Source organism: Mesorhizobium sp. WSM3859, assembly GCF_002295065.1.
GTDB lineage: Bacteria > Pseudomonadota > Alphaproteobacteria > Rhizobiales > Rhizobiaceae > Mesorhizobium.
In genome coordinates, this window is sequence record NZ_NSGG01000012.1 from 119,768 (window position 1) to 144,108 (window position 24,341).

A 24,341-nucleotide genomic window follows, 5' to 3' on the forward strand; every position below is an offset into this window, starting at 1 on the left:
CATGTCAAGGGTGCCAGACCGAAACGAGACCGTCAAGAAACAAGCGGTCGGCGCCGAGCTCGTGAATGACATCGCCGCCGGCATCCGGCAGGCCAAGCGCCCTGGCGGCCATTTTTGCCATCGACTGCGAGAACAGGAAACCGCCACGCCTGTCCTTGTCCTTCCACTCGACGACCTTGAGCTTGGCATCCACGCCCTTCGTCGCCAGCCAGTCGATCGCCTCCTGTTCGCCGCCGACGGCGTCGACCAGATGGTTGGCCAAAGCCTGGCGGCCGGTGAAGATCGAACCGTCGGCCAGCGCCAGCGCCTGCTCATGCGTCATCTTGCGGCGGTCCGCGACGATGCCGACGAACCAGTCGTAGCTGTCGAGGATCAGCTTGCGCACCATGGCGCGCTCATCGTCATTGGTCGGCTTGAAGGGCGAGGGCGAAGCCTTGAGCGGCGAGGATTTCACTTCCTCCAGCTTGATGCCGAGCTTGTCCATGAGGCCGCTGACATCAGGATACTGGATCAGCACACCGATCGAGCCGACGATCGAGGTCTTGCGGGCGACGATATGGTCGGCGGCACTTGCGATCATATAGCCGGCCGATGCCGCCAGCGTGCCGACCTCGGCCACCACGGGCTTGTCGCCGGCAAGCTTGCGCACGGCTTCGAATGTCGACTCGCCACCGACGGTGGTGCCTCCGGGCGAGTCGATCGACAGGATGACGCCCTTCACCTGCGGCGACTTGCCGATCGCTTCCAGCCTTTTGAGCAGTTCCTCGTCCTCGGTGATGGTGCCTTCGATCTTCACCATGGCGATGTGAGGGACCGCGCGGCCGGTAAAATTGTCGTCATAGAACCAGGCCGAGAAGGCGATGACGGCTGCCGCCAGAACCACAAAAGCGGCCACGCGCCAGAAAGTCAGCTTGCGGCGCAAGCGGCGGCGGTCGATCAGGTCGTCGGCTCTCATTGCCATCGTCAGCCTCATGGGTCGGTGGGAAAGCAAGCTTTTAAAGCAAGCCTCGGCACACGGCTACCGTTTCCTGAACGCCGGCTTCGAGCCTCGGCGTTGATGCCGACCTCACGAAAAATTAACGCAGTCCCCGTCTGTATCTGCTATGAAGTGCGGGCCGTCTCCCCGAATTCCTCCCGATTTTGTGGGCGGCAGCCGTCACATTTTTGCAGTTTTCGTCCCCTTGTGCTTGCGTGTAGGTGCCGGCATACCACCTATAGGCGATGTTTGGGCGGGCAAAGGTCCATTAGAAAAGTCATGTTGGCGCGATCTGACGAAACGAGCGATGCCGCACCGGCACCGGCTCCCGCGATCCCAGACGGCACGCGCGGCGAGGCGTTCAACCGCGCGCGACGACACTCGCGCCGCGTGCGCGTGCTGAAATTCGCAGTGCCGCTGCTCGCGGTCGCGATTGCGATCGCCTTTCCAGTCTATTCCTACCTTAAAGCGCCCATGTCCATTTCCGTGCAGGCCGACGGCACGGCGTTTTCGAACGGCAAGCTGGTGATGGCCAATCCGAAGCTCAACGGCTTCACCAAGCAGAAGCTGCCCTATTCACTGACGGCGACCAGGGCGACGCAGGATGTCGGCCAGCAGGCAGTGATCGATCTCGAAGGCATCAACGCCAAACTGCCAGTCGCCACCGACAATATCGTATCGGTCGATGCCGAGCACGGTATCTACAATCGCGACGCCAATACGATGAACCTCACCAGCGACGTCAGCGTGACGACGACGGACGGCCTTGCGGCGAAATTCAAATCGATCTTCCTAGACATGGGCAAAGGCTCTATGAAGACGAGCAATCCGGTCGACGTCAGCCGTGGCGGGTCGCGCATCACCGCGGACTCGATGTCGGTCGAGGACAATGGCAGGCTTGTGGTCTTCGAGAACCGGGTTCGCGTCAACATCGATCCGACTGCGCTGAAGGCGGCAGGGGTAAACAGTGGAGAACAGAATGCGTCGCAGTAAATCCGCGTGGGCTCTGGGTGCTGCCTCCGCGTTGCTGTTTCTGGGAGCGGCGCATTCCTTCGCGCAGTCGAGCGCGACCAGCCAGATCTCGGGACTCAAGCTTTCGGGTGACCAGCCGATCCAGATCGAGAGCGACAAGCTCGAGGTCCGCCAAGCGGAAAGCATGGCCATATTCAGCGGCAACGTCACCGTCAATCAAGGGCCGACCTTGCTGAAGGCCGGCAAGATGACGGTGTATTATGTCAAGGATGCCAATGCCGGCAAAAGCGCCGCGGCCGGCGCGTCGGCGATGACGGGCGCCGCCAATATCGACCGCCTGGAGGTCGAGAACAAAGTCTACGTCAAATCGAACGACCAAATCGCCACCGGCGACAGCGGCACATTCAACATGAAGACGCAGGTTCTGGTGCTCACAGGCAAGGAAGTGGTGTTGTCGCAGGGCGACAATGTGCTCAAGGGCTGCAAGCTGACCGTGCAGATGAAAAGCGGCCTAGCCAATGTCGACGGCTGCGGCAGCAGCGGCCGCGTCATCATGTCGATCACGCCCCAGAAGCAGGGCACGGCCCAGCAGGGAGCGTCGAGCAAGTAATGGCCGGCGTATCCTCGCTGCTTGCCCGTCTTCCGGGACGGGCGGCCGCAAAGCCGGCTGCCCCGGCGACGGTCGGCACCGACAAGGCGAAGTTCAAGGGTACCCTGATCGCCAAGGGCCTGACCAAAAGCTACAAGGGCCGCAAGGTGGTGAGCGGGGTGACGCTCGGCGTGCGCGCCGGCGAGGCCGTCGGCCTGCTTGGCCCCAACGGCGCCGGCAAGACCACCTGTTTCTACATGGTGACCGGCCTTGTCCCCGTCGATGAGGGCTCCATCGAGATCGACGGCTTCGATGTCACCTCGATGCCGATGTACCGGCGCGCCCGCCTTGGCATCGGCTATCTGCCGCAGGAAGCGTCGATCTTCCGTGGCCTGAACGTCGAGCAGAATATCCGCGCCGTGCTGGAAGTGGTCGAAAAGGATCGCAAGGTGCGCGAACGCAACCTCGACGAGCTGCTCGAGGAGTTCCACATCAGCCATCTGCGCAAGGCGCCATCGATGTCGCTGTCGGGCGGCGAACGGCGTCGCCTCGAAATCGCGCGGGCGCTGGCGACGCGGCCTGCCTATATGCTGCTCGACGAGCCCTTCGCCGGCATCGACCCGATCGCCGTCGCCGACATTCAGCAGCTCGTCCGCCACCTCACGGCGCGCGGCATCGGCGTCTTGATCACCGACCACAATGTGCGCGAGACGCTCGGCCTGATCGATCGCGCCTATATCATCCATGCCGGCCAGGTGCTGACGCATGGCCGGGCCGACGAAATCGTCGCCAACGCGGATGTGCGGCGTCTCTATCTCGGCGAGGGTTTCACGCTCTGAGCGTAAAATACCTTTCTCCAGAGTGAATTTGAGCGAATTTCGACCGGTTTGCCGCGATTTTTTGGCCCGATAACGCTCCGGTAAGCCGATCCTGCTAGCGTTTTCCTTGACAAGCAAAAGCCGGGCCAGTTTCTATGCCCGACCGGAAAGCAACTGTACGACGCGTAGACGAGGCGTTTGAATCCCATCATGGCGCTGGCAGCCAAACTGCAGCTCAGACAATCCCAGTCGCTGGTGATGACGCCGCAGCTGATGCAGTCGATCCGGCTGCTGCAGCTCACCCATGTCGAACTCGAGCGCTTCATCGACGACGAGATCGAGCGCAACCCCCTCCTGGAGCGTGCCGAGCCGCAGGACGACGCCGCCAGCGACCAGGCCCAGAAAAGCGAGGCCGCGCCGGAGCGGGATAGCGCGGGCGATTGGTTCGAGGGCGAGACGGAGTGGAGCGCGGAAGCGATCTCGCAAAAACTCGACTCTTCCCTGGAGAACCTGTTTCCCGACGATCCCGGCACCAGCGAGCGGCTGGGGCCGGACCTCACGGCGCAGTGGAAGTCGGCAGCGGGCAGCGCCGGCACGGCCTCATCCGAGGGGTTCGACGTCGGTGACATGGCTGCGGCCGCCGTCACATTGCGCGAACATGTCGGCGAGCAGATCGCGCTTGCCTCGCTGAGCCCTGGCGAAAGCCTCATCGCTGGCGAGCTTGCCGACGGGCTCGACGAGGCTGGTTATCTGCGCGCCGACCTGGTGGAGACCGCGGTCCGGCTCGGCACGGATGAAGCGGCGGTGGCGCATGTGCTTGGCGTCTGCCAGAGCTTCGAGCCGGCAGGGCTTTTCGCACGCGACCTTGCCGAGTGCCTGTCGCTGCAGCTTCAGGCGCGCGACAGGTTCGATCCGGCGATGAAAGCGCTGGTCGCCAATCTCGAGCTTTTGGCGCGGCGCGATTTCCAGACGCTGAAGCGCATCTGCGGCGTCGACGAGGAGGACCTTCTCGACATGCTGGCAGAGATCCGCGCGCTCGATCCGCGGCCAGGCCTGGCATTCTCAGGCGGCGCAAGCGACGCGATCGTCGCCGATGTCGAGGTCCGCGCCGCCAATGACGGCAGCTGGGCGGTTGAGCTCAACGCAGACACGCTGCCGCGCGTGCTGGTGGACAATGTCTATTTTGCCCGCGTTTCGAGCCACGCCAGGGAGCAGGCGGAAAAGGATTTTCTCGCCGAATGCTTGCAGAACGCCAACTGGCTGACGCGCAGCCTTGACCAGCGGGCCAAGACCATTCTGAAAGTGGCCTCGGAAATCGTGCGGCAGCAGGACGCCTTCCTCGTCAATGGCGTGCGCCACCTCAAGCCGCTCAACCTGCGCACGGTGGCCGACGCCATCGGGATGCATGAATCGACTGTCAGCCGTGTCACCGCCAACAAATACATGCTGACGCCGCGCGGGGTTTTCGAGCTGCGCTATTTCTTCACCGCGTCGATCGCCTCGGCCGAAGGCGGCGAAGCGCACTCGTCCGAGGCCGTGCGCGACCGCATCAAGCAGATGATCGACGAGGAAAAGCCCGCCGACGTGCTCTCCGATGACGCCATTGTCGACATGCTCAAGGAAAGCGGCGTCGACATCGCGCGCCGCACCGTCGCGAAATACCGCGAAGGCATGAACATTCCATCGTCGGTGCAGCGGCGACGGGAGAAGCGAGCGCTCGCGAACGCCGGCCGCTAGGCCTGCCGGTATTCGGGGTGATGCCGGCCCGACCCGAAACCCCACAAGCCCTGGCCGGTGCGAGACAGGCTGATTTTCCACAATTCCCAAGCTTCATTGACAAGCCGCAATGAAGTGTCTAGAAGCCCGCCCGCATGAGCGGGGCGGTAATGCCCGCTTGCGAATGGGTCCGTCAGATACGGCCACGGATGGCCAAGAAGGCGACTTGTGATCAACCGGAAAGTTCGGGTCTAAAATCGGCGCGCATGCCGTTGCGAAGCTTGTGCGCGCGCGCCACGGGTATAAACTCGGAACCAGTTTGAAGCCTGAGCAAGGAAGGTCAGTTTTCAGATGAATCTACGCATTTCGGGAAAACACATGGACATCGGCGATGCGTTCCGCACGCGCATCAACGACCGGGTCGGCGAGGCGATCGAGAAATATTTCGACCGGGGTTTTTCAGGACATGTCACGGTCATCAAATCGGGGTCGCGTTTCTCCGCCGACTGTATGGTCCGGCTCGATTCCGGCGCTTCCTTGCAGGCGACCGGCGACGCCCAGGACCCGACGCTTGCCTTCGAGGCGGCGGCCGACCGCCTGGAAACGCGCCTGCGCCGCTACAAGCGCCGGCTGAAATCGCGCAACACCGGCAACGGCAATGGCGAAGAGCCGACCGACATCGCCTACACCGTGATGGCGCCTCTCACCGACGATGAAGAAGACATTCCGGCGGACTTCGCTCCGGCCATCGTCGCCGAATCAAGCATGACGCTGCGGACCATGTCGGTGGCGTCGGCTGTCATCGAGCTCGACAACAGCGACAGCCCGGTATTCCTATTCCGCAACGCCGGGACCGACCATCTCAACATCGTCTACCGCCGGCCGGATGGCAATATCGGCTGGATCGATCCGTCGACGACCAAAGTCGCACAGGCATAAAAAGCCAGCCGCGCGAGGGGGCGACGACTGGCGCGGCAGGCGAGCAAGGGATTTTTCAAGCATGGATCTCAGCGATCTCATCAGCGTCCCGGCGATCATGCCGGCGTTGAAGGCGAATTCCAAAAAGCAGCTTCTGCAATTGCTGTCGGAGAGGGCGGCGGCGATTTCGGGAATCCCGGAACGGGAGGTGTTCGACACCATCCTGCAGCGCGAACGGTTGGGCTCGACTGGCGTCGGCAACGGCATCGCCATCCCGCACGGCAAGCTCGCCGGCGTGAAGCGGATCGCCGGCGTTTTCGCGCGGCTGGAAACGCCTGTCGATTTCGAGGCATTGGACGACCAGCCGGTCGACCTGGTGTTTCTGCTGCTTGCGCCAGAAGGCGCGGGCGCCGACCATCTCAAGGCGCTGTCGCGCATCGCGCGCGTGCTGCGCGATGCCGATACGGTTGCCAAGATCAGGGGTACGCGCGACGCGGTGGCGATCCACGCCCTGCTGTCCGACACGCAGGCCTCGCACGCGGCCTGAAGTTTTCGGATTAAAGCTTCCAAGGGCCGCCCCAAGCGGCCCTTTCCGTTTCAAACGTCCAAAGTCGCGTTAGTGGATCGCGACAGTGGTCAGGTCGTTCTCCAACGCACCCGCCAGCGCCCGGTCACGGGCGTCGGAAAGCAGGATCGGCTGGCCGTTGGCGGCAAACAGTGCCCACAACTCCAGCCCGGGCGCGATTTCGCCGAGGCCCGGGAAGCGGCCGCGCAGGTCGTCGCTCGACACTTTCCTCAGATAGGCCACAGAGCCTTCGCCGAGATGGGCGAGTTCGCCGCTGGTCATGGTGATCGTTTCATCAGTTCTGGTCATTTCAAAGCCTCCTTGGCGCGAGGACGCCAGGATTGGCCGCCTCGCATAGAGCCATCGGCAAAGGTCAGTCTTTCACCGATATGTTTATTTTCCGTACCAGCCGCTCGGCCTCCGGCCGATCGAGATCTATCGACAGCAGGCCGTTCTTCAGCTCGGCCGCAATCACCCGCATGCCGTCGGCCAGCACGAAGCAGCGCTGGAACTGGCGCGCGGCGATGCCGCGGTGGAGGAATTCGCGCTCGGTGTCGTCTGTCTGGCGACCGCGCACGATCAGCTGGTTTTCCTCCGTGGTGACATCGAGGTCGCTTTCGGCGAAACCGGCAACGGCCAGTGTGATGCGCAGCCTTTCGGCCTTGCCGTCAGCGGCGCTGAGGCGTTCGATATTGTACGGGGGATAGCTGTCGCCGGTCTTCGCCAGACGCTCAAGCGTCTTTTCCATGGCATCGAAGCCCAGAAGAAGCGGGCTGGAGAAGGGCGTCATTCGACTCATTGTTACACTGTCCTCTGAAGAGCGACACAAACTGGAAAAACCCGGATGGCATTTTTCCCGATGGTCTTGATATGGTCCGCCGGCCGATCAAGTTCAAGCCGCTGAATCAGGATGATGTTTCGTTGAACCGTCCTCCTGGCTCAGCCCTTCGTTGGAGCATAATCTCGTCCGAAATCGGTTCCCACTTTTCGCTGACGCGGTCCTTCGGTTCGGGATCATGCTCGAAACCCCGCCCAAAAAGACTCCCCAAAAGGAAATGAAATGCCCCAGTCCAGAAAGATCATCATCGACACCGATCCCGGCCAGGACGATGCCGTCGCCATAATGTTGGCGCTTGGCAGTTCCGAGCTGGAGATCGTCGGTATCACCGCAGTTGCAGGCAACGTGCCGCTGAAGCTAACCCAGAACAACGCCCGCAAGATCTGCGAGCTGGCCGGCAGGCCCGACATCAAGGTCTATGCCGGCGCTATCCGCCCGCTGGCGCGCGAGCTCGTCACCGCCGAGGAAGTGCATGGCAAGACCGGCCTGAACGGCCCGCAGCTGCCTGAGCCCACCATGCCGTTGCAGGAGCAATACGCCGTCGATTTCATCGTCGACACGCTGATGCGCGAGGAAAGCGGCACAATCACGCTCTGCCCGCTCGGCCCGCTCACCAACATCGCGCTGGCGCTGATCCGCGAGCCCAGGATCGCGCCGCGCATCAAGGAAATCGTCCTGATGGGCGGCGGCTTCTTCGAAGGCGGCAACCTCACTCCGGCCGCCGAGTTCAACATCTATGTCGACCCGCAGGCCGCCGATGTCGTTTTCAAGTCGGGCATTCCGATCGTGATGATGCCGCTCGACGTCACCCACAAGGCGCTGACCACCTCCAAGCGCATCCAGGCTTTCCGCCAGCTCGGCACCAAGGTTGGCACCGCGACCGCCGAGATGCTGGAGTTCTTCGAGCGCTACGACGAGGGAAAATACGGCACCGACGGCGGGCCCCTGCATGATCCGTGCGTGATCGCCTATCTCCTCAAGCCGGAACTGTTCAAAGGCCGTCACTGCAATGTCAGCGTCGAGACCGCGTCGGAGCTCACCATGGGCATGACGGTGATCGACTGGTGGGGCGTCACCAAGCGCGAGAAGAACGCCATGGTGATGCGCGACATCGACCATGACGGCTTCTTCGCGCTGCTGGTGGAGAGGTTGGGGCGGTTGTAGGGCCGCTCCTTCCCCCCTTGTGGGGGAAGGTGGCCTCGCGAGGCGAGTTCGGATGTGTTCCAGGGAGCGCCAATGTCTCACTCCGCCGGAACACCCCTCATCCGTCTCGGCGCTGCGCGCCGATCCACCTTCTCCCACAAGGGGAGAAGGGAAAGAGTTGCTACTTCGCCTTGGAGAACGCCAGCCATAGGCCGCCACCGACGAGAAAACTGCCGCTGATACGCGACATCAGCCTGACGCGGCTGGCCGACAGCAGCCGGCCGGCGCGGCCGGCGGCAAGGGCGTAGGTCGAGTCCGACATGGCGGCGAAGATCATCGCCGTCAGGCCCATGACCACGATCTGCAGCGTATAGTTTCCCTGCGGCGCGATGAACTGCGGGAAGAAGGCGCCGAAGAAGACAAGCGTCTTCGGATTGGAGATCGCCACCAGAAACCCCTGCAGGAAGAAGCCGCCGCGCGGCTTCTTCGCCGACCCGTCAGGGTTCAGCGTGCCTTTGGCGCGGAACATCTGCACGCCCATCCAGATCAGATAGGCGGCGCCGAGCAGCCGCACCCATTCGAACCAGTGGCCCATGCCGGCGATCAGCGTGTTGAGGCCAATGCCGACAATGGCGATCATGATGGCGAGCCCGGCCTGCGTGCCGGCGACGTTGGCCAAGCCCGCGCGCGAACCGTGGCGGATGCTGTTGGCGATGATCAGCGTGACCGTGGGACCCGGCACGAGGACGATGACGATGCAGGCGACGACATAGGTTGCGTAGAGTTCCAGCGACATGATTTCCTCGAACGGGACGGCGCCGACTTGGGCGGAGCGCGATCAATGCACGGGATTGGCGTTGGCGCAAGCTCGCCGGGCAGGGCGGCCCGTCACGCAGCCCCCGCCGGCCATGGCATCGTCGCCTCATAGGCGGCGCCAGCCTTGAGCACGCCGAGGTCGCCGCGCGGGCGGCCGATCAACTGCATGCCCATTGGCCGGCCTTTTGCGTCGAACCCGGCCGGCACGTTGAGCGCAGGGCAGCCGCCCAGCGTGGCGAAGGCGGAGACTTCCATCCAGCGGTGATAGCTGTCCATGGTCCGCCCCGCGACCTTGTCCGGCCAGTGGGTCGAGACGTCGAACGGAAAGACTTGCGCGGTCGGCAAGGCGACGAGGTCGAAGCGCTCGAACAGCGACAGCAGCGTCCCGTGCCAGGAGGTGCGCCGGACCGTTGCCGCATGGATCTGCGGCGCAGTGAGACGCATCGCCTGCTCCACTTCCCAGACGGCCTCGGGCTTCAGCAATTTGCGTTTTTCCGGATCGTCGCAATGCGCCTTCAGCCCGCAGCCGCTGCTTGCCTGGCGCAAGGTGACAAAAGCCTGCCACAGCGCCTCGAAATCGACATCCGGCACCAGCTTTTCGCTGTGGAACGACGCGTCCGCAAAGCGGGCAAGGGCGGCCTCGCAAAGGTCGATGACGCCCGGCTCCGTCGGCAGGTGGCCGCCGAGGTCGCTCAGCCAGGCGACGCGGCCGCCGGAGGCTTTTGTGCTCAAGCCGTCGAGGAACGAGCCTTCCTTGGCATGGGACAAGGGCGCCTGCGGGTGGTAGCCCGCCTGTTCGTCGAGCAGCAGCGCGATGTCGCGGACGCTGCGGCCCATCGGTCCCTCGACGCCCATCTGCGAATGGAAGACGTCGATGTCGGGACCGGCCGGCACGAGCCCCTGCGAGGGACGGAAGCCGTAGACATTGTTGTAGGCGGCCGGATTGCGCAGCGAGCCGCCGAAGTCGCTGCCGTCGGCGACCGGCAGCATATCCAGCGCCAGCGCCACCGCCGCGCCGCCGCTCGAGCCGCCGGCGGTGAGCGCCGGGTCGAAGGCGTTGAGCGTCGGCCCGAAGACCGGATTGTAGGTGTTGGAGCCAAGGCCGAATTCCGGAACGTTGGTCTTGCCGATGATGATGGCGCCGGCCTTGCGGATGCGCTCGACGAAGAAGTCGTCCGTGTCAGGGATGAAGTCGGCGAAGATCGGCGAGCCGAAGGTGGTCCTGAGTCCCTTGGTCAGGGCGAGGTCCTTGATGGCAATCGGCAGGCCGAACAGCGATCCGGCCGAGCCGCCGCGGGCCAGATGAGCATCGGCGCTCTCGGCCTCGGCCAGGATCTCGGCGCGCTCGCGCAGCGATACGATCGCGTTGACCAGCGGGTTCACGGCCTCGATGCGATCGAGGAAAGCGCTGACGACTTCAGGCACCGAGAGTTGTCGCTGCCTGATCCTGTCGGCGAGCTCGACGGCGGGGAGGCGGCAGATATCGCCGGCCGGCGGTACGGCATGCTTGGTGACGGGACGCATGCTTAACGCGTTCCCGCCAAAGCCACGTCGACATCCTTGCCCAGCGGGATCGCCGGCTGCGCGCCGGGCTTCAGGCAGGCGAGCGAGCCGGCCGCGGCGGCGCGGGTAAGCGCCTGTTCGAGCGAAAGACCCGACGACAGGCCGGCGCCGAAATACCCGCAGAAAGTGTCGCCGGCGCCGACCGTGTCGACCGGGGTGATCTTCAGCGCCGGAATCGTGAGGAAATCATCCGGCGTGGCTGCGAGCACGCCGTCGCCACCCAGCGTGACGACGATGGCGCGGCCGGTTTTTTGGGCATAGTCGCGCATGCGGGCGGGGCGGTCGCGCCCCGAAAGCGCCAGCGCCTCGCCATAGAGATCGAACTCGGTTTCGTTGGCGACCGCATAGTCGGCCTTGCCGACGAAGCCGGCCGCTTCGGCACGGAAGGGGGCGGTGTTGAGCACGCTGACGGCACCCGCGGCGCGCGCAGCATCAAGCGTGGCCTCGACCGTCTGCAGCGGGATCTCGTGCTGCAGAAGCACGACATCGCCCTTTTTGAGATAGGCCTTGGCAATATCGCCAGGCACCACCGAATCATTGGCGCCCGGCACGACGGCGATGACATTCTCCCCGTCGGCGCCGACCAGGATCAACGCCGTGCCGGTCGATGCGAAGCTCTGGCCGACACCGGAGAGATCGACATTGCCGGCCTTGAGCAGCGTGAGCGCGTCGGCGGCAAAGCTATCCTTGCCGACCGCGCCCACCATGCGCACTTGGGCTCCCGCGCGCGCCGCGGCCAGCGCCTGGTTGGCACCCTTGCCGCCGGGCGCGGTGGCGAAGCTGGAGCCGCGCACCGTCTCGCCGGGTTCCGGCAGGCGGTCGACATTGGCGATAAGGTCGAGGTTGATCGAACCGACAACGATAATCAAAAAACTGCCTCCCATCGAAGCGGCTCAGCCCGTGCTGAAAGGCGGACCTGCTCCAAGACTTTGCTTTTGCGCAAGTCCAGGCGAAATGCGCGAAGCGCTTTTCCTGCAATTGCGGGCTGGGCGCGAAGCTAGCCGCAAAGCCCGCCGGTTGCCAGATCATGTCGGTTGTGCGCGCCCACGGCCCACAGGCATCATTCGCAGCGCACGGTGACGGTGCCCTGATAATTGCCCGCCGGGAAGATGCCGGGCGACTTCGTGGCGGTCAGATCGACCTGGATGGTATGGGTACCGTTGGTCACCCGCTGCGGCGAGCTGCCCGGAATGTCCACGCCTGAGCCGTCGAGCCGGAAAACAGTGGCGAAAGTGACATTGGTGTCGCCGCCGCTTGGCGCTGAGGTGAAGGCGATCGGCGCCGGCGCGGAGACGGAATAGCAGTCCAGGAGGTTTAGGATGGAACACAGCGTCGAGTTCGCGGTGATGGTGGCGCCGGCGCTCGACCCGCCTGCCTGCTTGGAGCCGAAGATGTTGATTGCGGGATTGGATTTCATCGTTCCCGACGCCCCGATCATGATCGTGCAGGTGCCGATGATCGCCGCCTGCGCCGGGAGACAAAAGCCGGCAAGCGCTGCTGCCGCGAACAGCGCGCGGCTATTTTCGCTTCTTGCCATTGCCGGTCGTGCCTCTGATGGTCCAGCCTTCATTGGCCCATCCCGCTGATTTGACCTGTGCTGCACTGGCTTGGGCCGCACTGGTCTGGGGCGCGGGGCCTTGGGGTGTGGAGGCGGCCACACTCCCCGTCGTCTGGCCGTCGGCGCCGAGACCCATTTTGAGGAGTTTCAATTCAAGCTGCAGGCGCTCGACTTCCAACTCGTAAAGGCGGCTGCAATCGACGCGCTTCGGCGTCCGCCCGATCGGGATGACCACGCGGCCATAGGTGGCGATGTCGCTGTTGGTCAGGTTGCTCGAGTTGTTGCCGTGGATGACGCCGAGGTCGAGATAGGCGCCGCTGCCGGAAACGGCCGATCGGCAGGTCGTGCCGTCGCTGGCATGAACCTCGTCCTGGCCCTGGGGCAGAGTGACGCCGGGCAGGCTGAAACCGGTCTGGTTCTGGTTCAGGTTCAGGATATCCTCTGCAAGCCCCTGACTGACGGCAGCCAGGGCGGGCAGCAAGGACAAGGTCAGAACCTGCGATGCCCGAAGAACTTTCCGCATATCTGTGCCCTTATCTGGGTCTGCTCGCTTGGAAAGGGGATGCTCTCGGTACAGATACGCACTTTACGCTCGTTCGCGCCGTCGAACGGGACGACCACCAGGACAGGGCGCGAAGCCTGGCCGGCCAGAAGGAAGGCGCTCGGCGTGATCCTGGCCGCGACGGGCTGGAAATCCTGGTCGTAGACATGGACCTCCACGCGGATGCGCTGGTTGTACGGGTTGCCCGGAAAGACGCGGACGGCAAAGGCATCGGTGAAGGATCGCACCTCGCCCCGCATCGGCGTCATCGACTGGCCGGTCGCGGCCACGGGAGACAGCGCGGCGATCAGGCCCGCCGCCAGGATTGCAATTCTTCTCAAGGATCGCTCCTTTCGCGTTAGGACTATTCGCAGCGCAGCGTCACCGTTGCCTGGTAGTTGCCGGCGGAGAACCGGTTTGTGCCGCTCTTGGTGCCGGCAAGATTGACCGCCACCGTCGATGTGCCCGGCACCGTCAGCGCGGTCGCGGTGCCGGTTTCGGCAATCGTCTGCGCGCCTGAAGTGGCGAAGGTCGGAGTCCATGTCGTCGCCGTCGTGTCCGATGCCGGCACGGTCGTCGTGGTTACCGGGTCCACACTGAGCGAGACGCCGCCCGTCGTATCGACCTGAGCGCTACCCGCCGAGCCGCCGGCATTGTGCGAGCTCAGCGACTGAAGATTGCTGCTCACGGTCATCGTGCCGTTGGAGTTGATCGTGATGGTGCAGGTGGCGGTGATCGTGCCATTGAACAGCACGTTTCCGGTGGCGGCCGATGCCGTCTGGCCGGCGCAGGCGGCCAGCAGGCTCGCAGCCATGGCGACGCGAAAGAACTTCATTGAGACCCCTCTTTCGAGCCGGATGGGGCCGGCTCAACGTCGGGTCATCTTCCCTTTATCGTGGTTAATTAAGCGTTAAGTGAAGTAACATCCGGAAGCAACTTAACAGACAACCGACGATAACCATGGGTTGTCGCCGGTTGTATTTTGCGAATAGATCGATCGGTCTATTTAGGATGTACCGATTTATATTACGATACGCGGTTTTTCGCAATGGCATGCCAAAAAATCGATTGTTTCAGGAGCCCACTTGCCCCGCTTCCCAGCCGAGGATGGCGCGCTTGCGTGTCAGGCCCCAGTGATAGCCGGTGAGCGCGCCGGATTTGCCGATCGCGCGATGGCAGGGCACCACGAACGACATCGGGTTGGCGCCCACCGCCGCGCCGACGGCCCGGCTGGCGCTGGGATGGCCGATGCTCGCTGCGATCGAGGAGTAGGTGCAGGCCCTGCCCATGGGGATGCGCAGCAGGGCTTCCCAGACGCGCAGCTGGAAATCGGTGCCGATCATCACCACGCGCAGCGGCTGGTCGGCGCGCCACTTCGTCGGGTCGAAGACCCGCGCGGCGTAAGCCTGGGTGGCTGACATGTCCTCGACATAGGTCGCGTTCGGCCAGCGGCCGGACATGTCTGCGAAGGCAGCCCGCTCGCTGCCGGCATCGCAGAAGGCGAGACCCGCGAGGCCGCGGTCGGTGACCATGATCAGCGCGATGCCAAAAGGCGAGATGTGGTAGCCGTAGCGGATGGTGAGACCCGCGCCCCTGGTCTTGTAGTCGCCGGGCGACATCGCCTCATGGGTGACGAAGAGGTCGTGCAGCCGGCCGGGGCCGGACATGCCGAGCTCGAACGACGTCTCCAGGAGCGGCATGCCGGAATCGAGCAGCCTGCGCGCATGGTCGAGCGTCACCGCCTGCAGGAAGGCTTTCGGCGACAGGCCGGCCCAGCGCGTGAACAGCTTCTGTAGGCCGGTCGGCGTCTCGCCGACTTCCGCGGCCAGCACCTCCAGCGAGGGCTGGTCGCGATAGTCGAGGCTGATCTTCTCGATGGCGCGGCGCACGACGTCGTAGTCGCTGCCTTCCGGCGTGATGTCGTTCTCAAGGATCGCGATCGGGCGCATCTGCGTATTCATGGTCATCTGAGCGTTCATGGCAATATCTCCTTGGCCGCGAATATCGGTCTTCCAGAGCTTTGCAACCACCCGAAACTTGCCTTCCTGACGCCGGCACCCAGACCGTCCTACAAGCTGCGACAAGGGGCGCGGCTTAGCTGGTCCGCGCGCTTGTTCGTTGGCCTCTGGAGGCTTATCACGCCATGCGCAAGGTCGGCAGGTTGCTGCGCTACCGGTTCAGATTTGCTTGGACGTCAGCGCGTCTTGGCGGTCGCCAGCGCGCGCGAAAAGGCGGTGGCGAAGCTTTCGCGGTCGTCGGGATTGAGGAAGCCGCCGATCGCCACGCTCTTGCCCTGCGCCTCGACGGCCATCTTGGTGATGCCGATCTCAGCATGGCGGGCGATCGAGAACCGCGTCCAGAACGGGTTGAAGCGGTGGCTCTCGGAGCGGCCGGAAGGCGCCGTCTTGCGGATGTCGAGGCTGGTGCGCGATACCGAGATTTCCTCGCGGGCGCGCGCGGCGCGATAGTTGGCGCGGAAAGCAATATAGACGGCGATCACATCGAGGCCGAAGAAGCCAAACACCGGCCAGGCGCCGTGCGCCAGGAAGAAGGCGCCGGTGACCGCCCAGCCGAACAGAAGCGCTCCCATCAGGATCAGGAAGCCGGTGCGGCCGAGCGAGCGATGCGGCGTGAGCAAGGCCTGGAAAAATGGCTCGTCGGCCTGAAACGAGGCGTTTGTGTCGCTCATGAGGGACTATTATAGGAGGGAAATGGCGCCTCCCAAGTCGAAAAAATCCGCAGCTGTCAAAAAGTCTCAACCCTCCACTGCCAGCGGCGGTCGGGCGCTCGCTGGGCGGCCGCGAAAGGCCGCCTCGCGCTCGCTTTACAGCTCCGCCGAGGTGCATGAGATCTTCCGGCGCTTTTCGGTGCAGCGGCCGGAGCCGAAAGGCGAGCTCGACTATGTCAACGCCTTCACCCTGCTGGTCGCGGTGGTGTTGTCGGCGCAGGCGACCGACGCCGGCGTCAACAAGGCGACCAAGGCACTGTTCGCGGCTGCCGACACGCCAGCCAAGATGCTGGCGCTGGGCGAGGCCAAGGTCGGCGATTACATCCGCACGATAGGGCTGTGGCGCAACAAGGCGAAGAACGTGATCGCGCTGTCGAAAGCGCTGATCGACGATCACGCGGGCGAGGTGCCGCAGGATCGCGACGAGTTGGTGAAGCTGCCGGGCGTCGGGCGCAAGACCGCCAATGTCGTGCTCAACGTCGCCTTCGGCCAGCACACGATGGCGGTCGACACGCATATCTTCCGTATCGGCAACCGGATTGGGCTCGCCCCCGGCAAGACGCCGGACCAGGTCGAACAGGGGCTTCTCAAGGTCATTCCGGCCGAGTTTATGCGTCATGCGCATCACTGGCTGATCCTGCATGGCCGCTATGTCTGCAAGGCGCGCAAGCCCGATTGCCCGGCTTGCGTGATCGCCGATATCTGCAAGTCGAAGGAGAAGACCACCGACATTCCGGCGCCGCTGGTGCCGATCGCGCCGCTGGATGAGACGTTTCCCGCCGAGGCCTAGAGCCGATCAGCGGTTCGCCGAATCGCCGAGCCGCTCTAGGTCTTTGTTTGCGCAACTCGGGACGGAAAACCGCTGCGCACTTTTCCTGGAATTGCTCAGTAGCCGTAGCCGCGCGCCATGGCCGCGGCAAAAACCGGGATGAGCAGGAAGATGAAGCCCTCGGCGCGGACATAATTCTTTACCGAGGCGAGTTCCGCCGCCGGCACCGCGAAAGAGGGATCGCCGCTGGCCTGCCTGTTCCAGGAGATGAAGCGCATGGTGGGCACGATCGACAGCAGGCCGACGATGGCGAAGGCCGCCATCTTTGCCCAGAACACCCAGTTGTAGACGTAGAAATCCCAACCCTTCAGACCGAAGAATACCCGGCAGACGCCGACGATGATGATCAGCGCGGCGATGATGCCGTAATGGCGGTCGATGCCGGAAAGGCGCGTCGTCGCGCCCAGATCGCCGCGCACCAGCACGAACTCGGCGCCGATGATGCCGGCCAGCGAAAACACCAGCAGATGATGGAGAATGGCCAATACAAGATCAGTAGTGTCCATGTTCTTCCCTTCGCATGATGGCCGCAACACGGCTGGATACTGGGTCCGAAGAGTAGCATTATTGGTCAAGAATCCCAGACGGCGAAATCGTTGCGCTGGAGGATGATCCCGGCCAATCCTGGCCCTTGCCAGGGGACGCCGGTTTGCTAGAGCAATTCCAGGAAAAGTGCGAGCGGTTTTCCGTCCGGAATTGCCTAAAAACAAAGAGTTAGTGTGTTTCACCGTTTCCGCGAAACGGTGAAACACACTAAGCGCTGCCGTCTCAACGAGAGGAGTGCCATGAGCATCAAAACGGAAGCTGGCGTGCCGATACTGGAGACGGCGCGGACTATCCTGCGGCCCCATCGCCTGGGCGATTTCGAGACGTATGCCGCTATATGGGCGGAACCTGCGGTGACCCGTTTCATCGGCGGCAAGCCGCGCACGCGCGAGGAAAGCTGGATGCGCTTCCTGCGCCATGCCGGCCTGTGGTCGCTGATCGGCTACGGCTTCTGGGCGATCGAAGACAAGGCGACGGGGCATTTCATCGGCGAGGCCGGCTTCCATGACTTGAAGCGCGAGATCGAACCTTCGATCGAAGGCGTGCCGGAAGCCGGCTGGGCCCTGGCCTCGGAGGTACAAGGCCGAGGGCTTGCGAGCGAGGTTGTCGGGCGGATCGTCGCCTGGAGCGACGAGGCGTTCGGAGAGGCGAGAACCGTCTGCATCATCGATCCGGAAAACGGCGCTTCGTTGAAGGTGGCCGAAAAGAACGGTTATGGAGAGATTTTGCGGACCACCTATCACGAGAAGCCGACGATCCTGCTGGAACGGCGGGCCGGAGGGGTTGTCGCCTAGAGCATTTCACCGTTTCACGGAAACGGCGAACCGCTCTATCTTCTTGTTTTTACGCGATTCCGGACGGAAAACCGCTCACACTTTTCCTGGAATTGCTCTAGAGCATGTCTCCCGAAAATGGGAACCGGTTTCGGGATAAAGATGCGTAAAATCAAAAACCTAAAGCGCATGGAGCGAATCTGAAAGATCGCGACGCGCTTTGGAGTTTGGCAATCAGCCGGCTTTGCGTCGCAGCGTCCGCGTCAAAGTCTCCCAGCTATCCGCCGTCGCATCGCGCTCGCTGCGATTGGCGCGCAGCACCGTGGTTGCGTCGAATGGCTGGGGCCGCGCAATCGCATAGCCTTGTGCATAGTCCACGCCTATCGCTTTCAAGGCGTCGAGGATGCCGTCGCTTTCGACGAATTCGGCGATGGTGCGCTTTCCCGTCACCTTGCCGATGTGATGGATCATTTCGACCATGGCGCGATCGATGCGGTCGTCGAGCATGTCCTTGACGAAGCTGCCGTCGATCTTGAGGTAGTCGACCGGCAAATGCTTCAGATAGGCGAAGGACGACATGCCGGAGCCGAAATCGTCGAGCGCGAAGCGGCAGCCCAGCCCGCGCAGATCGGCGATGAAGCGCATGGCTTCGGAAAGATTGGCGATGGCGCTGGTCTCGGTGATCTCCAGGCAAATCGTTTCGGGCGCAACGGCGTGCGTGGCGAACTGCTCGCGCATGAAGCCGAGGAAGGCCTCGTCGCCGAAGGTGGCGCCGGAGAGATTGATCGCGCAGGTGGATATCGGCGTCGCGCGCGGATCGGCCTGCCTGGCCGCCAAGGTGGCGAAGGTGTTGCGCACCACCCAGCGATCGATCGCCGGCATCAATCCGTAGCGCTCGGCCGCCGGGATGAAGCTCTGCGGCGTGACGAAGCTGCCGTCCTCGTCGGTCAGCCTGAGCAGGATTTCGATATGCGCGCCCTGCTCCGGGATATCGTCGCGCAGGGGCGCGATCTCCTGCGCATGCAGCCTGAAGCGGTTCTGATCCAGCGCGGCATGCAGACGCTGCACCCAAGCCATCTCGCCGAAGCGCTCGCGCAGCGCGGTGTCGCCCTCGCTGTGGAACTGGACGCGGTTGCGGCCCTTTTCCTTCGCCATGTAGCAGGCGACGTCGGCGGCGCGCAGCACCTCCTCCAGCGTCATGCCGACATTGGCGACTTCGACCATGCCGATGCTGACGCTGATGTTGAAGGGGCGCCCGTCCCAGGAGAAATGCAGGTCCTGGACGGTGGCGCGCAGCCGTTCGGCCGTTGCGGCGGCACAATCGGCATCGCAGTCGAAGAGCAGCACGCCGAACTCGTCGCCGCCGAGCCTGGCCAGAATATCGCCGGGCGGCAGCTCGTTGGCGAGCAGCACCGAGATCTGGCGCAGCAGCTGGTCGCCGGCGGCATGGCCGCATGTGTCGTTGACCAGCTTGAACTGATCGAGATCGAGATACATCAGCGCGTGCCGGCGCGACCTTTCCGGCGCTTCGGAGATCGCACCCGCCAGCCGGTTCTCGAAGTCGCGGCGGTTGACGAGACCTGTCAGCGCATCATGCGATGCCTGCCACGACAGGCGCTCAATATAATCCTGCTCGCGCGTCATGTCGTGCAGGGCCAGGACACAGCCGAGGATCTGGCCTGAAACGATCAGCGGCGCGCCATTCAGCGCCACCGGCACGACCGAGCCGTCGAGACGCTCCAGGAGTTGCGGGCGCACATTGGAGCGGCGCGGCTCGCCCGCCAGCAGGCGCGGGATCAGATCGGTCTCCTCGACGCCGCTGTCCTTGTCGAGGAGCCGGAACAAGGAGGGGATGGGTCTGCCCCTGGCTGCGGCCAGCGCGCAAGCAAGCAACCGCTCCGCCCCGGCATTCATATAGTCGAGCCGCCCCTCGGCATCGGTGCTGATGACGGCCTGGCCGATCGAGGCCAGCGTGGTCTGGGCGCGCTCGCGCTCGGCGTTGAGGGCGCTCTGAAACGCCTGACGCTGTATCATCAGCTTGCGCGTGCGCCAGACGACGAGCAGGATAAGCAGGGCGGCGGTGGCGAGATTGGCCGCCGTCAGCGCCATCTTGATGAAGCGCGATCCCTCACCGAGGCTGTCGGAAAAGGCCTTGGCAAGCGGTCCGATCCGGCGGTCGAGCTGGTGGATTTTTTCCTTCCAGAGACCGATCTCAGCCGCGGATGCCGGCCCCTTCTCAAGCCTTCGATGCATGTCGTCGCCAAGTCCCTCGATGGCGAGGATCATCTCATCGGCTGATGTCCAGTGGCGGATCGCGGTGTCGAGATAGCTGACGCGGCGGAAATTCCGGAACAGCCAGATCAGGCCGTCAACATCGTCGGGGTGGTTGTTGCCGCCGAGAAAGCCAATCCTGGCCGCATTCATGTCGGGCTCGACCCGTTCGAGCGCCAGCCGCGCGGCCCGATCGGCGAGCGGCACGGCGATGGCTTGACGATATTCGTTGAAATACTCCTGCTGGCCGGTATCGGCATAGAGGTTCAGGAAGTAGATGGCGTGCTTCTGGCCTTTCGACCATTGGCTTTCGCCGCCGACATAGGCGCGGACCGCCGATAGTGTGTGAAGGCTGAGGGTTGCAACCAGCGCCTGGATCAGAACCACCGCGACGAAGGGCCAGACCAGCCCTATCAGACGCGGACCGGCATCGGTCGACGAGAGCTTCATCCCATTCCCATGGAGCTCGTTCTGGCTCCCCCGGTGTCTGTCCGACTGGCTCATCCGTCGGTTGAGACGATATTCTTTCCCGCATGTCGCCCGGTTATTGGCGACATCGATCCAGATAGCGCGCCTGGCTTAACGGCCGATAAATTTGCCCAGTATTTGTTTCATGAATTATTGCTCAGAAGCAGAAGGACGCTTACGCTGCGTGATGGCGATACTTGGCGCATAGTATCGATCCGTGTTGCCGGGGCGCGGAAGAAAAAGGTCGGCAACATCAACCCGATAGCATTACACCGCAGCCATCTCTCAGCGCTTGGCCTTCGATCTGTTGAGGGCCACGGCTTCGCGGACGAGCGCCTTCAGCGCATCGGCGTCGATGGTGTCGCCTTGCTTGAAATCGATGGCGCGCCTCGTGTTGCCTTCGAGGCTGGAGTTGAAGAGCTTCTTGGGATCGGGCAGCGCCGCGCCCCTGGCGAAGGTCAGCTTGACGACGGCCTTGTAGGTCTCGCCGGTGCAGATGATGCCGGCATCCTCCCAGACCGGCACGCCGCGCCATTTCCACGTCTCGATGGCTTCCGGCGCGGCCTGCCGGATCAGGGCGCGGAGCCGGGCAAGCATCTCGCCGCGCCAGTCGCCCAGTTCCTTGATCCTTCCGTCGATCAGCTCGGACGCAGACTTGCCGTCCTGCTCGCCGTCTTTTTGCATGTCTGGTTTCTCCTCGATGCTGAATATGAGATCGCCGCCGTGGTCTTTCGGGGAGACGGCGCTTCTCTCGTGCGCTTACATCCGTTCGCCGGGCAGCTGGCTCGCCTGTTTCACCCAGGAAAGGAACTGCTCCTCGTCGAGCCGATCGGTCTCATGGATATGGACATAGCGCGTGTCCCTGCTCTTGGATTCGACCGGAGGCACGGGGTCCAGCGACAGGCCACGAAAGAACGCCACCTTGATGTATTTGGCGAAGCAATGGATGCCGAGAAACCAGCCTTCGCCCTCCATGCCGTAGAATGGAGAATTCCATTTGACGGCCTTTTGCACATTGGGAATGGCTTGCTCGATGAGCTGGTCGAGCCGCCGCCCGACCTCGCTCTTCCAGCCCGGCATTGCCGCGATGTAGGCCTGCACGGGCGCGTCGCCATGGCCCTTGGCGATCTGCGGATTGCCGCCCGAAAGCAGGACCGGCTTCTTGTCCGGAGATGCGTCGGCCTTCGATTTCGCCTTCGCCATCAGGCCGATCCCGTGCGCTCGCGCGTCGGCCCGCCGCGCCATCTGGCGGCATAGGGCAGCACGAACATGTAGAGCCCGCTGAACAAGAGCAGGAAAAGCGGGATCAACGGCGAATATACGATCCAGGCGGGCGGCGGGCCCATGGCCATGGCGGCGAAATTGGCAACGACCGTCGCGGTGAAGATGATCGACAGCCAGCGATGAAGCTGCCTGATCCATTTGCTCCAGTCCAATCTGACCTCCCTTGCAAATGACGAGACGGATCGAGCTCGCTACCAGCGCGCCAGCTGCGAAAGCTGGACGATGTTGCCGCAGGTGTCGTTGAGCTGCGCGATGGTCGCGCCGGTCACCGCGGTCGGCGCCATGGCAAAATTGCCGCCATTGGCCTTGATGCGCTCATGGTCGGCCTTGATGTCGTCGCTGAAAAGCATCAGCGCCGGCTGGCCCTGCTTGAACATCGCCTGCTGGTAGGTCTTCGCCGCGGGATTGTCGTTCAGCGCCAGTTGCAGTTCGGTGCCGTCGACATCTTCCGGCGAAGCAACGGTCAGCCAACGGAACGGACCGTTGGTGAAATCCGCCTTCTTGGTGAAGCCCAGAACGTCAGTGTAGAAGCCGAGGGCCTTCTCCTGGTCGTCGACATAGATGCTGGTCAGCTTGATCTTCATTTCGATATCTCCATGGCTTGCGCCTGCGGTGTGCCGCCCGCCAAACAGTGTGTGGTTCCGAGCAGTCCTGCTGTTGGCCGGACCTCAGTCGAGCCGCGAAAGGACTTCCTCCAAGCTCGCCAGGTACCTCTTCCAGCCGACAGTGGCGCCGCGGTAGTACGGCTCCTGATCGGTGCGGAAGCCGACCTGCTCCATGCGCAGATGCGTGCCCGTGCCCGTCGGGGTCAGCGTCCAGGTGACCACGCTCTCGAGGTCCTTGGTGTCCCAGCTGTAAGACAGCGTCCGGTTCGGCTCGACCGTCTTCACCCGGCAGTCGACGCCTCCCCAGTCCGCGCTCAGATTGAAGCGATGGTCCACGACAGGCTTGAAGTCGTTCTTCATCAGCCATGCCTCGATGAGATGCGGCTGGGTGAGCGCGCGCCAGATCTTTTCCGGCGCAAAAGGTATCTCGCGCTCGACAATGACGGAGCGCGTTGTTGCTTCATTCATTGATCCATCCTTTTGAGGAGGTCTTCCAGCTCGTCGAACCGGCTTTCCCAAAACCCAGCCATGTCGCGCGTCCAGTCCATGAGCGGCGCAAGCGCCTTGAGCTGCGCGCTATAATGGGTCTGGCGCCCTTCATGGCGGTCCCGCACCAGCCCCGCCTCCTTGAGCACGCCGAGATGCTTCGACACCGCCGGCTGCGACACACCTGCCTGCGCGGTGAGGGCTCCGACCGTCTGCTCGCCCTGGCGGCACAGACGTTCGAAGATGGCGCGCCGCGTCGGATCGGCAAGCGTCCTGAACAGCATATCGTGCGTGGCCGGCATCTCAGATCGATAACCCGTTGGCTATTGATTGACGTATAACTATTGGGGTATATGTGAGTCAAGCAGAAAGCTGGACGGCGCTAGTTGCCGGCGCCCGCGTTGAGGGCTGCCACGTCCAGCATGAAGGCATCCTCGCCGAAGGCGCGGGTGGCGCGCGCGGCGGCTTCCAGCAGCGGGCGTTTCATGCGCTCGAGAAAGGCCGCGTCGACGCGCGTGCTCGGCCCTGCGAGCGTCAGCGCGCCGAGCAGTGTGAGTCCTGGTCCGAAGACGGGCGCGGATATGCCGGCGGTCTGCGGGTCGCGGTCGCCGATCGAGATGTAGTTGTAGGTCTTGCGGATCGTTTCGTAGGGCGCGCCCTCCTGGCCCGAAAAGGCGGCAAGCACCCGGCCGCCGGAGCCGACAAGCAGAGGCAGCACGTCGCCTTCGCGGATCGTGTAGCGGATCGGATGCTTGGATTCGACACGGTAAAGGCAAGTGCGCAGATCGCCGGAGCGCACGTAGAAAGCGACGCTTTCCCAGCTTTGCTCAGAAAGATCGCGCATGATTGGCAGCAGGACGTCCATCGCCACGACGGACCGCTGGTAGAGCGCGCCGAGCCGGAATGCGGCAGGCCCGATGCGATAGCGCCCATCATCCAGACGCTCCAGCAATTGGCCGCGTATCAGCGAATTTGCCAGCCGCAGGATCGTGCTCTTGTAAAGGCCGGTACGGGCGGCGATTTCGGCCAGACCGAGCGAGCGGTCGGCAGCGGTGAAGGCATCGAGAATGGCGATGGCGCGGTCGAGCGCGGCAACGCCGTCGGCTCGTGCCGAACTGGGAGGCGTATCTGTCATTGCAACGGTGATTTCATCGCAGTCGCCCATCCGGGACTGATCCGGACACGAGATTTAATCCCGGCGCCGCTGTTCTGTCTAGCAGAATGGTATTCCTATTGACAGAACGAGATAACATTTGCTTGAAATCGAAGTGAAGGCCTGTGATCGGGCCTCGTCTTGGCAGGCACCTGGAGGAGAGGTGTCGTGATTTGGAGGAAATC

General features: G+C 63.4%; 30 protein-coding genes. 9 read left to right on the top strand and 21 right to left on the bottom strand.

Going from position 1 to position 24,341, the window contains the following annotated elements; all coding sequences use genetic code 11:
• Positions 1 to 4: 4 nt before the first annotated feature.
• Positions 5 to 961, bottom strand: coding sequence for a signal peptide peptidase SppA (gene sppA / locus CK230_RS23275; protein WP_095819568.1), 957 nt, complete (start codon positions 959 to 961; stop codon positions 5 to 7).
• A 294-nt stretch (positions 962 to 1,255) separates the two neighbouring features.
• Here sppA and lptC point away from each other — a divergent pair, with 294 nt between their 5' ends.
• The 6 genes from lptC to ptsN all read left to right on the top strand — a co-directional run bounded on the left by lptC (position 1,256) and on the right by ptsN (position 6,536).
• Positions 1,256 to 1,969: an LPS export ABC transporter periplasmic protein LptC gene (gene lptC / locus CK230_RS23280; protein WP_095819480.1), complete on the top strand. Its 714-nt coding sequence runs from the start codon at positions 1,256 to 1,258 to the stop codon at positions 1,967 to 1,969.
• Positions 1,956 to 2,558 (top strand): LptA/OstA family protein, encoded by a 603-nt coding sequence (locus tag CK230_RS23285; protein ID WP_095819481.1) that lies wholly within the window; start codon positions 1,956 to 1,958, stop codon positions 2,556 to 2,558. The genes lptC and CK230_RS23285 overlap by 14 nt, the downstream gene beginning before the upstream one ends.
• The gene (gene lptB / locus CK230_RS23290) at positions 2,558 to 3,376 is read left to right on the top strand and encodes an LPS export ABC transporter ATP-binding protein (protein ID WP_042641058.1); all 819 of its coding nucleotides are present in this window, start codon (positions 2,558 to 2,560) and stop codon (positions 3,374 to 3,376) included. Before CK230_RS23285 ends, lptB begins: the two co-directional genes overlap by 1 nt.
• Positions 3,377 to 3,565: 189 nt before the next feature.
• Positions 3,566 to 5,092, top strand: a complete 1,527-nt coding sequence (rpoN, locus tag CK230_RS23295) for an RNA polymerase factor sigma-54 (RefSeq protein ID WP_095819482.1) — start codon at positions 3,566 to 3,568, stop codon at positions 5,090 to 5,092.
• A 330-nt stretch (positions 5,093 to 5,422) separates the two neighbouring features.
• Positions 5,423 to 6,010 (top strand): ribosome-associated translation inhibitor RaiA, encoded by a 588-nt coding sequence (raiA, locus tag CK230_RS23300; RefSeq protein ID WP_095819483.1) that lies wholly within the window; start codon positions 5,423 to 5,425, stop codon positions 6,008 to 6,010.
• Positions 6,011 to 6,071: 61 nt separating this feature from the next.
• Positions 6,072 to 6,536, top strand: a complete 465-nt coding sequence (gene ptsN / locus CK230_RS23305; RefSeq protein ID WP_042641064.1) for a PTS IIA-like nitrogen regulatory protein PtsN — start codon at positions 6,072 to 6,074, stop codon at positions 6,534 to 6,536.
• Positions 6,537 to 6,605: 69 nt separating this feature from the next.
• On the opposite strand, the gene CK230_RS23310 is transcribed toward ptsN, so the two are convergent.
• Positions 6,606 to 6,863, bottom strand: a complete 258-nt coding sequence (locus tag CK230_RS23310) for a DUF1150 family protein (protein WP_036257920.1) — start codon at positions 6,861 to 6,863, stop codon at positions 6,606 to 6,608.
• Positions 6,864 to 6,927: 64 nt separating this feature from the next.
• Complete coding sequence (locus CK230_RS23315) at positions 6,928 to 7,353, bottom strand: Hsp20 family protein (protein WP_042641067.1); 426 nt, start codon at positions 7,351 to 7,353, stop codon at positions 6,928 to 6,930.
• A gap of 261 nt (positions 7,354 to 7,614) precedes the next feature.
• Between CK230_RS23315 and CK230_RS23320 the strand changes: the two genes are divergently transcribed.
• Positions 7,615 to 8,556: a nucleoside hydrolase gene (locus tag CK230_RS23320; protein WP_095819484.1), complete on the top strand. Its 942-nt coding sequence runs from the start codon at positions 7,615 to 7,617 to the stop codon at positions 8,554 to 8,556.
• A gap of 160 nt (positions 8,557 to 8,716) precedes the next feature.
• Here CK230_RS23320 and CK230_RS23325 read toward each other — a convergent pair whose 3' ends face one another.
• From CK230_RS23325 to CK230_RS23365, 9 genes are all read right to left on the bottom strand, one after another.
• On the bottom strand, positions 8,717 to 9,331 hold the full coding sequence (locus CK230_RS23325; RefSeq protein ID WP_095819485.1) for a LysE family translocator: 615 nt from the start codon (positions 9,329 to 9,331) through the stop codon (positions 8,717 to 8,719).
• A 92-nt stretch (positions 9,332 to 9,423) separates the two neighbouring features.
• Positions 9,424 to 10,875 carry an amidase gene (locus CK230_RS23330; protein ID WP_095819486.1) on the bottom strand — a complete coding sequence of 484 codons (1,452 nt, stop codon included), beginning with the start codon at positions 10,873 to 10,875 and terminating at the stop codon, positions 9,424 to 9,426.
• 2 nt (positions 10,876 to 10,877) lie between these two features.
• Positions 10,878 to 11,783, bottom strand: a complete 906-nt coding sequence (locus tag CK230_RS23335; RefSeq protein WP_095819569.1) for a ribokinase — start codon at positions 11,781 to 11,783, stop codon at positions 10,878 to 10,880.
• Positions 11,784 to 11,974: 191 nt separating this feature from the next.
• A complete protein-coding gene (locus tag CK230_RS23340) occupies positions 11,975 to 12,451 on the bottom strand; it encodes a hypothetical protein (protein ID WP_176480184.1) in 477 nt (158 codons plus the stop codon).
• The gene (locus tag CK230_RS23345) at positions 12,432 to 12,995 is read right to left on the bottom strand and encodes a hypothetical protein (protein WP_095819488.1); all 564 of its coding nucleotides are present in this window, start codon (positions 12,993 to 12,995) and stop codon (positions 12,432 to 12,434) included. Before CK230_RS23345 ends, CK230_RS23340 begins: the two co-directional genes overlap by 20 nt.
• Complete coding sequence (locus tag CK230_RS23350; RefSeq protein WP_245430037.1) at positions 12,962 to 13,345, bottom strand: hypothetical protein; 384 nt, start codon at positions 13,343 to 13,345, stop codon at positions 12,962 to 12,964. Before CK230_RS23350 ends, CK230_RS23345 begins: the two co-directional genes overlap by 34 nt.
• A gap of 32 nt (positions 13,346 to 13,377) precedes the next feature.
• A complete protein-coding gene (locus tag CK230_RS23355; RefSeq protein ID WP_095819490.1) occupies positions 13,378 to 13,848 on the bottom strand; it encodes a hypothetical protein in 471 nt (156 codons plus the stop codon).
• A 238-nt stretch (positions 13,849 to 14,086) separates the two neighbouring features.
• The gene (locus tag CK230_RS23360; protein ID WP_095819491.1) at positions 14,087 to 14,992 is read right to left on the bottom strand and encodes a methylated-DNA--[protein]-cysteine S-methyltransferase; all 906 of its coding nucleotides are present in this window, start codon (positions 14,990 to 14,992) and stop codon (positions 14,087 to 14,089) included.
• A 215-nt stretch (positions 14,993 to 15,207) separates the two neighbouring features.
• Positions 15,208 to 15,702 (bottom strand): DUF2244 domain-containing protein, encoded by a 495-nt coding sequence (locus CK230_RS23365; protein WP_095819492.1) that lies wholly within the window; start codon positions 15,700 to 15,702, stop codon positions 15,208 to 15,210.
• A gap of 22 nt (positions 15,703 to 15,724) precedes the next feature.
• On the opposite strand from CK230_RS23365, the gene nth reads away from it, so the two are divergent.
• Positions 15,725 to 16,531, top strand: a complete 807-nt coding sequence (gene nth, locus CK230_RS23370) for an endonuclease III (RefSeq protein WP_095819493.1) — start codon at positions 15,725 to 15,727, stop codon at positions 16,529 to 16,531.
• A 95-nt stretch (positions 16,532 to 16,626) separates the two neighbouring features.
• Here nth and CK230_RS23375 read toward each other — a convergent pair whose 3' ends face one another.
• Positions 16,627 to 17,076 (bottom strand): DUF2214 family protein, encoded by a 450-nt coding sequence (locus CK230_RS23375; RefSeq protein ID WP_095819494.1) that lies wholly within the window; start codon positions 17,074 to 17,076, stop codon positions 16,627 to 16,629.
• A 279-nt stretch (positions 17,077 to 17,355) separates the two neighbouring features.
• On the opposite strand from CK230_RS23375, the gene CK230_RS23380 reads away from it, so the two are divergent.
• Positions 17,356 to 17,910 carry a GNAT family N-acetyltransferase gene (locus CK230_RS23380; RefSeq protein ID WP_095819495.1) on the top strand — a complete coding sequence of 185 codons (555 nt, stop codon included), beginning with the start codon at positions 17,356 to 17,358 and terminating at the stop codon, positions 17,908 to 17,910.
• Positions 17,911 to 18,123: 213 nt separating this feature from the next.
• On the opposite strand, the gene CK230_RS23385 is transcribed toward CK230_RS23380, so the two are convergent.
• From CK230_RS23385 to CK230_RS23420, 8 genes are all read right to left on the bottom strand, one after another.
• Positions 18,124 to 20,610 (bottom strand): EAL domain-containing protein, encoded by a 2,487-nt coding sequence (locus tag CK230_RS23385; protein WP_095819496.1) that lies wholly within the window; start codon positions 20,608 to 20,610, stop codon positions 18,124 to 18,126.
• 303 nt (positions 20,611 to 20,913) lie between these two features.
• On the bottom strand, positions 20,914 to 21,312 hold the full coding sequence (locus CK230_RS23390) for a DUF1801 domain-containing protein (RefSeq protein WP_095819497.1): 399 nt from the start codon (positions 21,310 to 21,312) through the stop codon (positions 20,914 to 20,916).
• A gap of 75 nt (positions 21,313 to 21,387) precedes the next feature.
• Positions 21,388 to 21,831 carry a DUF1801 domain-containing protein gene (locus tag CK230_RS23395; protein ID WP_095819498.1) on the bottom strand — a complete coding sequence of 148 codons (444 nt, stop codon included), beginning with the start codon at positions 21,829 to 21,831 and terminating at the stop codon, positions 21,388 to 21,390.
• Positions 21,831 to 22,064: a hypothetical protein gene (locus CK230_RS23400; protein ID WP_095819499.1), complete on the bottom strand. Its 234-nt coding sequence runs from the start codon at positions 22,062 to 22,064 to the stop codon at positions 21,831 to 21,833. Before CK230_RS23400 ends, CK230_RS23395 begins: the two co-directional genes overlap by 1 nt.
• 39 nt (positions 22,065 to 22,103) lie before the next feature.
• On the bottom strand, positions 22,104 to 22,496 hold the full coding sequence (locus CK230_RS23405; protein ID WP_095819500.1) for a VOC family protein: 393 nt from the start codon (positions 22,494 to 22,496) through the stop codon (positions 22,104 to 22,106).
• Between the two features lie 84 nt (positions 22,497 to 22,580).
• Positions 22,581 to 22,985, bottom strand: coding sequence for an SRPBCC domain-containing protein (locus CK230_RS23410; RefSeq protein ID WP_095819501.1), 405 nt, complete (start codon positions 22,983 to 22,985; stop codon positions 22,581 to 22,583).
• Positions 22,982 to 23,305 carry a metalloregulator ArsR/SmtB family transcription factor gene (locus tag CK230_RS23415; RefSeq protein WP_095819502.1) on the bottom strand — a complete coding sequence of 108 codons (324 nt, stop codon included), beginning with the start codon at positions 23,303 to 23,305 and terminating at the stop codon, positions 22,982 to 22,984. The genes CK230_RS23410 and CK230_RS23415 overlap by 4 nt, the downstream gene beginning before the upstream one ends.
• Before the next feature lie 80 nt (positions 23,306 to 23,385).
• Positions 23,386 to 24,138 (bottom strand): IclR family transcriptional regulator, encoded by a 753-nt coding sequence (locus tag CK230_RS23420; protein ID WP_095819570.1) that lies wholly within the window; start codon positions 24,136 to 24,138, stop codon positions 23,386 to 23,388.
• Positions 24,139 to 24,341: the final 203 nt, after the last annotated feature.

Coding starts and splice junctions, on each gene's coding strand:
- sppA (WP_095819568.1), bottom strand. CDS start 961: ATGGCAATGAGAGCCGACGACCTGATCGACCGCCGCCGCTTGCGCCGC.
- lptC (WP_095819480.1), top strand. CDS start 1,256: ATGTTGGCGCGATCTGACGAAACGAGCGATGCCGCACCGGCACCGGCT.
- CK230_RS23285 (WP_095819481.1), top strand. CDS start 1,956: ATGCGTCGCAGTAAATCCGCGTGGGCTCTGGGTGCTGCCTCCGCGTTG.
- lptB (WP_042641058.1), top strand. CDS start 2,558: ATGGCCGGCGTATCCTCGCTGCTTGCCCGTCTTCCGGGACGGGCGGCC.
- rpoN (WP_095819482.1), top strand. CDS start 3,566: ATGGCGCTGGCAGCCAAACTGCAGCTCAGACAATCCCAGTCGCTGGTG.
- raiA (WP_095819483.1), top strand. CDS start 5,423: ATGAATCTACGCATTTCGGGAAAACACATGGACATCGGCGATGCGTTC.
- ptsN (WP_042641064.1), top strand. CDS start 6,072: ATGGATCTCAGCGATCTCATCAGCGTCCCGGCGATCATGCCGGCGTTG.
- CK230_RS23310 (WP_036257920.1), bottom strand. CDS start 6,863: ATGACCAGAACTGATGAAACGATCACCATGACCAGCGGCGAACTCGCC.
- CK230_RS23315 (WP_042641067.1), bottom strand. CDS start 7,353: ATGAGTCGAATGACGCCCTTCTCCAGCCCGCTTCTTCTGGGCTTCGAT.
- CK230_RS23320 (WP_095819484.1), top strand. CDS start 7,615: ATGCCCCAGTCCAGAAAGATCATCATCGACACCGATCCCGGCCAGGAC.
- CK230_RS23325 (WP_095819485.1), bottom strand. CDS start 9,331: ATGTCGCTGGAACTCTACGCAACCTATGTCGTCGCCTGCATCGTCATC.
- CK230_RS23330 (WP_095819486.1), bottom strand. CDS start 10,875: ATGCGTCCCGTCACCAAGCATGCCGTACCGCCGGCCGGCGATATCTGC.
- CK230_RS23340 (WP_176480184.1), bottom strand. CDS start 12,451: ATGGCAAGAAGCGAAAATAGCCGCGCGCTGTTCGCGGCAGCAGCGCTT.
- CK230_RS23345 (WP_095819488.1), bottom strand. CDS start 12,995: ATGCGGAAAGTTCTTCGGGCATCGCAGGTTCTGACCTTGTCCTTGCTG.
- CK230_RS23355 (WP_095819490.1), bottom strand. CDS start 13,848: ATGAAGTTCTTTCGCGTCGCCATGGCTGCGAGCCTGCTGGCCGCCTGC.
- CK230_RS23360 (WP_095819491.1), bottom strand. CDS start 14,992: ATGAACGCTCAGATGACCATGAATACGCAGATGCGCCCGATCGCGATC.
- CK230_RS23365 (WP_095819492.1), bottom strand. CDS start 15,702: ATGAGCGACACAAACGCCTCGTTTCAGGCCGACGAGCCATTTTTCCAG.
- nth (WP_095819493.1), top strand. CDS start 15,725: ATGGCGCCTCCCAAGTCGAAAAAATCCGCAGCTGTCAAAAAGTCTCAA.
- CK230_RS23375 (WP_095819494.1), bottom strand. CDS start 17,076: ATGGACACTACTGATCTTGTATTGGCCATTCTCCATCATCTGCTGGTG.
- CK230_RS23380 (WP_095819495.1), top strand. CDS start 17,356: ATGAGCATCAAAACGGAAGCTGGCGTGCCGATACTGGAGACGGCGCGG.
- CK230_RS23385 (WP_095819496.1), bottom strand. CDS start 20,610: ATGAAGCTCTCGTCGACCGATGCCGGTCCGCGTCTGATAGGGCTGGTC.
- CK230_RS23390 (WP_095819497.1), bottom strand. CDS start 21,312: ATGCAAAAAGACGGCGAGCAGGACGGCAAGTCTGCGTCCGAGCTGATC.
- CK230_RS23395 (WP_095819498.1), bottom strand. CDS start 21,831: ATGGCGAAGGCGAAATCGAAGGCCGACGCATCTCCGGACAAGAAGCCG.
- CK230_RS23405 (WP_095819500.1), bottom strand. CDS start 22,496: ATGAAGATCAAGCTGACCAGCATCTATGTCGACGACCAGGAGAAGGCC.
- CK230_RS23410 (WP_095819501.1), bottom strand. CDS start 22,985: ATGAATGAAGCAACAACGCGCTCCGTCATTGTCGAGCGCGAGATACCT.
- CK230_RS23415 (WP_095819502.1), bottom strand. CDS start 23,305: ATGCCGGCCACGCACGATATGCTGTTCAGGACGCTTGCCGATCCGACG.
- CK230_RS23420 (WP_095819570.1), bottom strand. CDS start 24,138: ATGACAGATACGCCTCCCAGTTCGGCACGAGCCGACGGCGTTGCCGCG.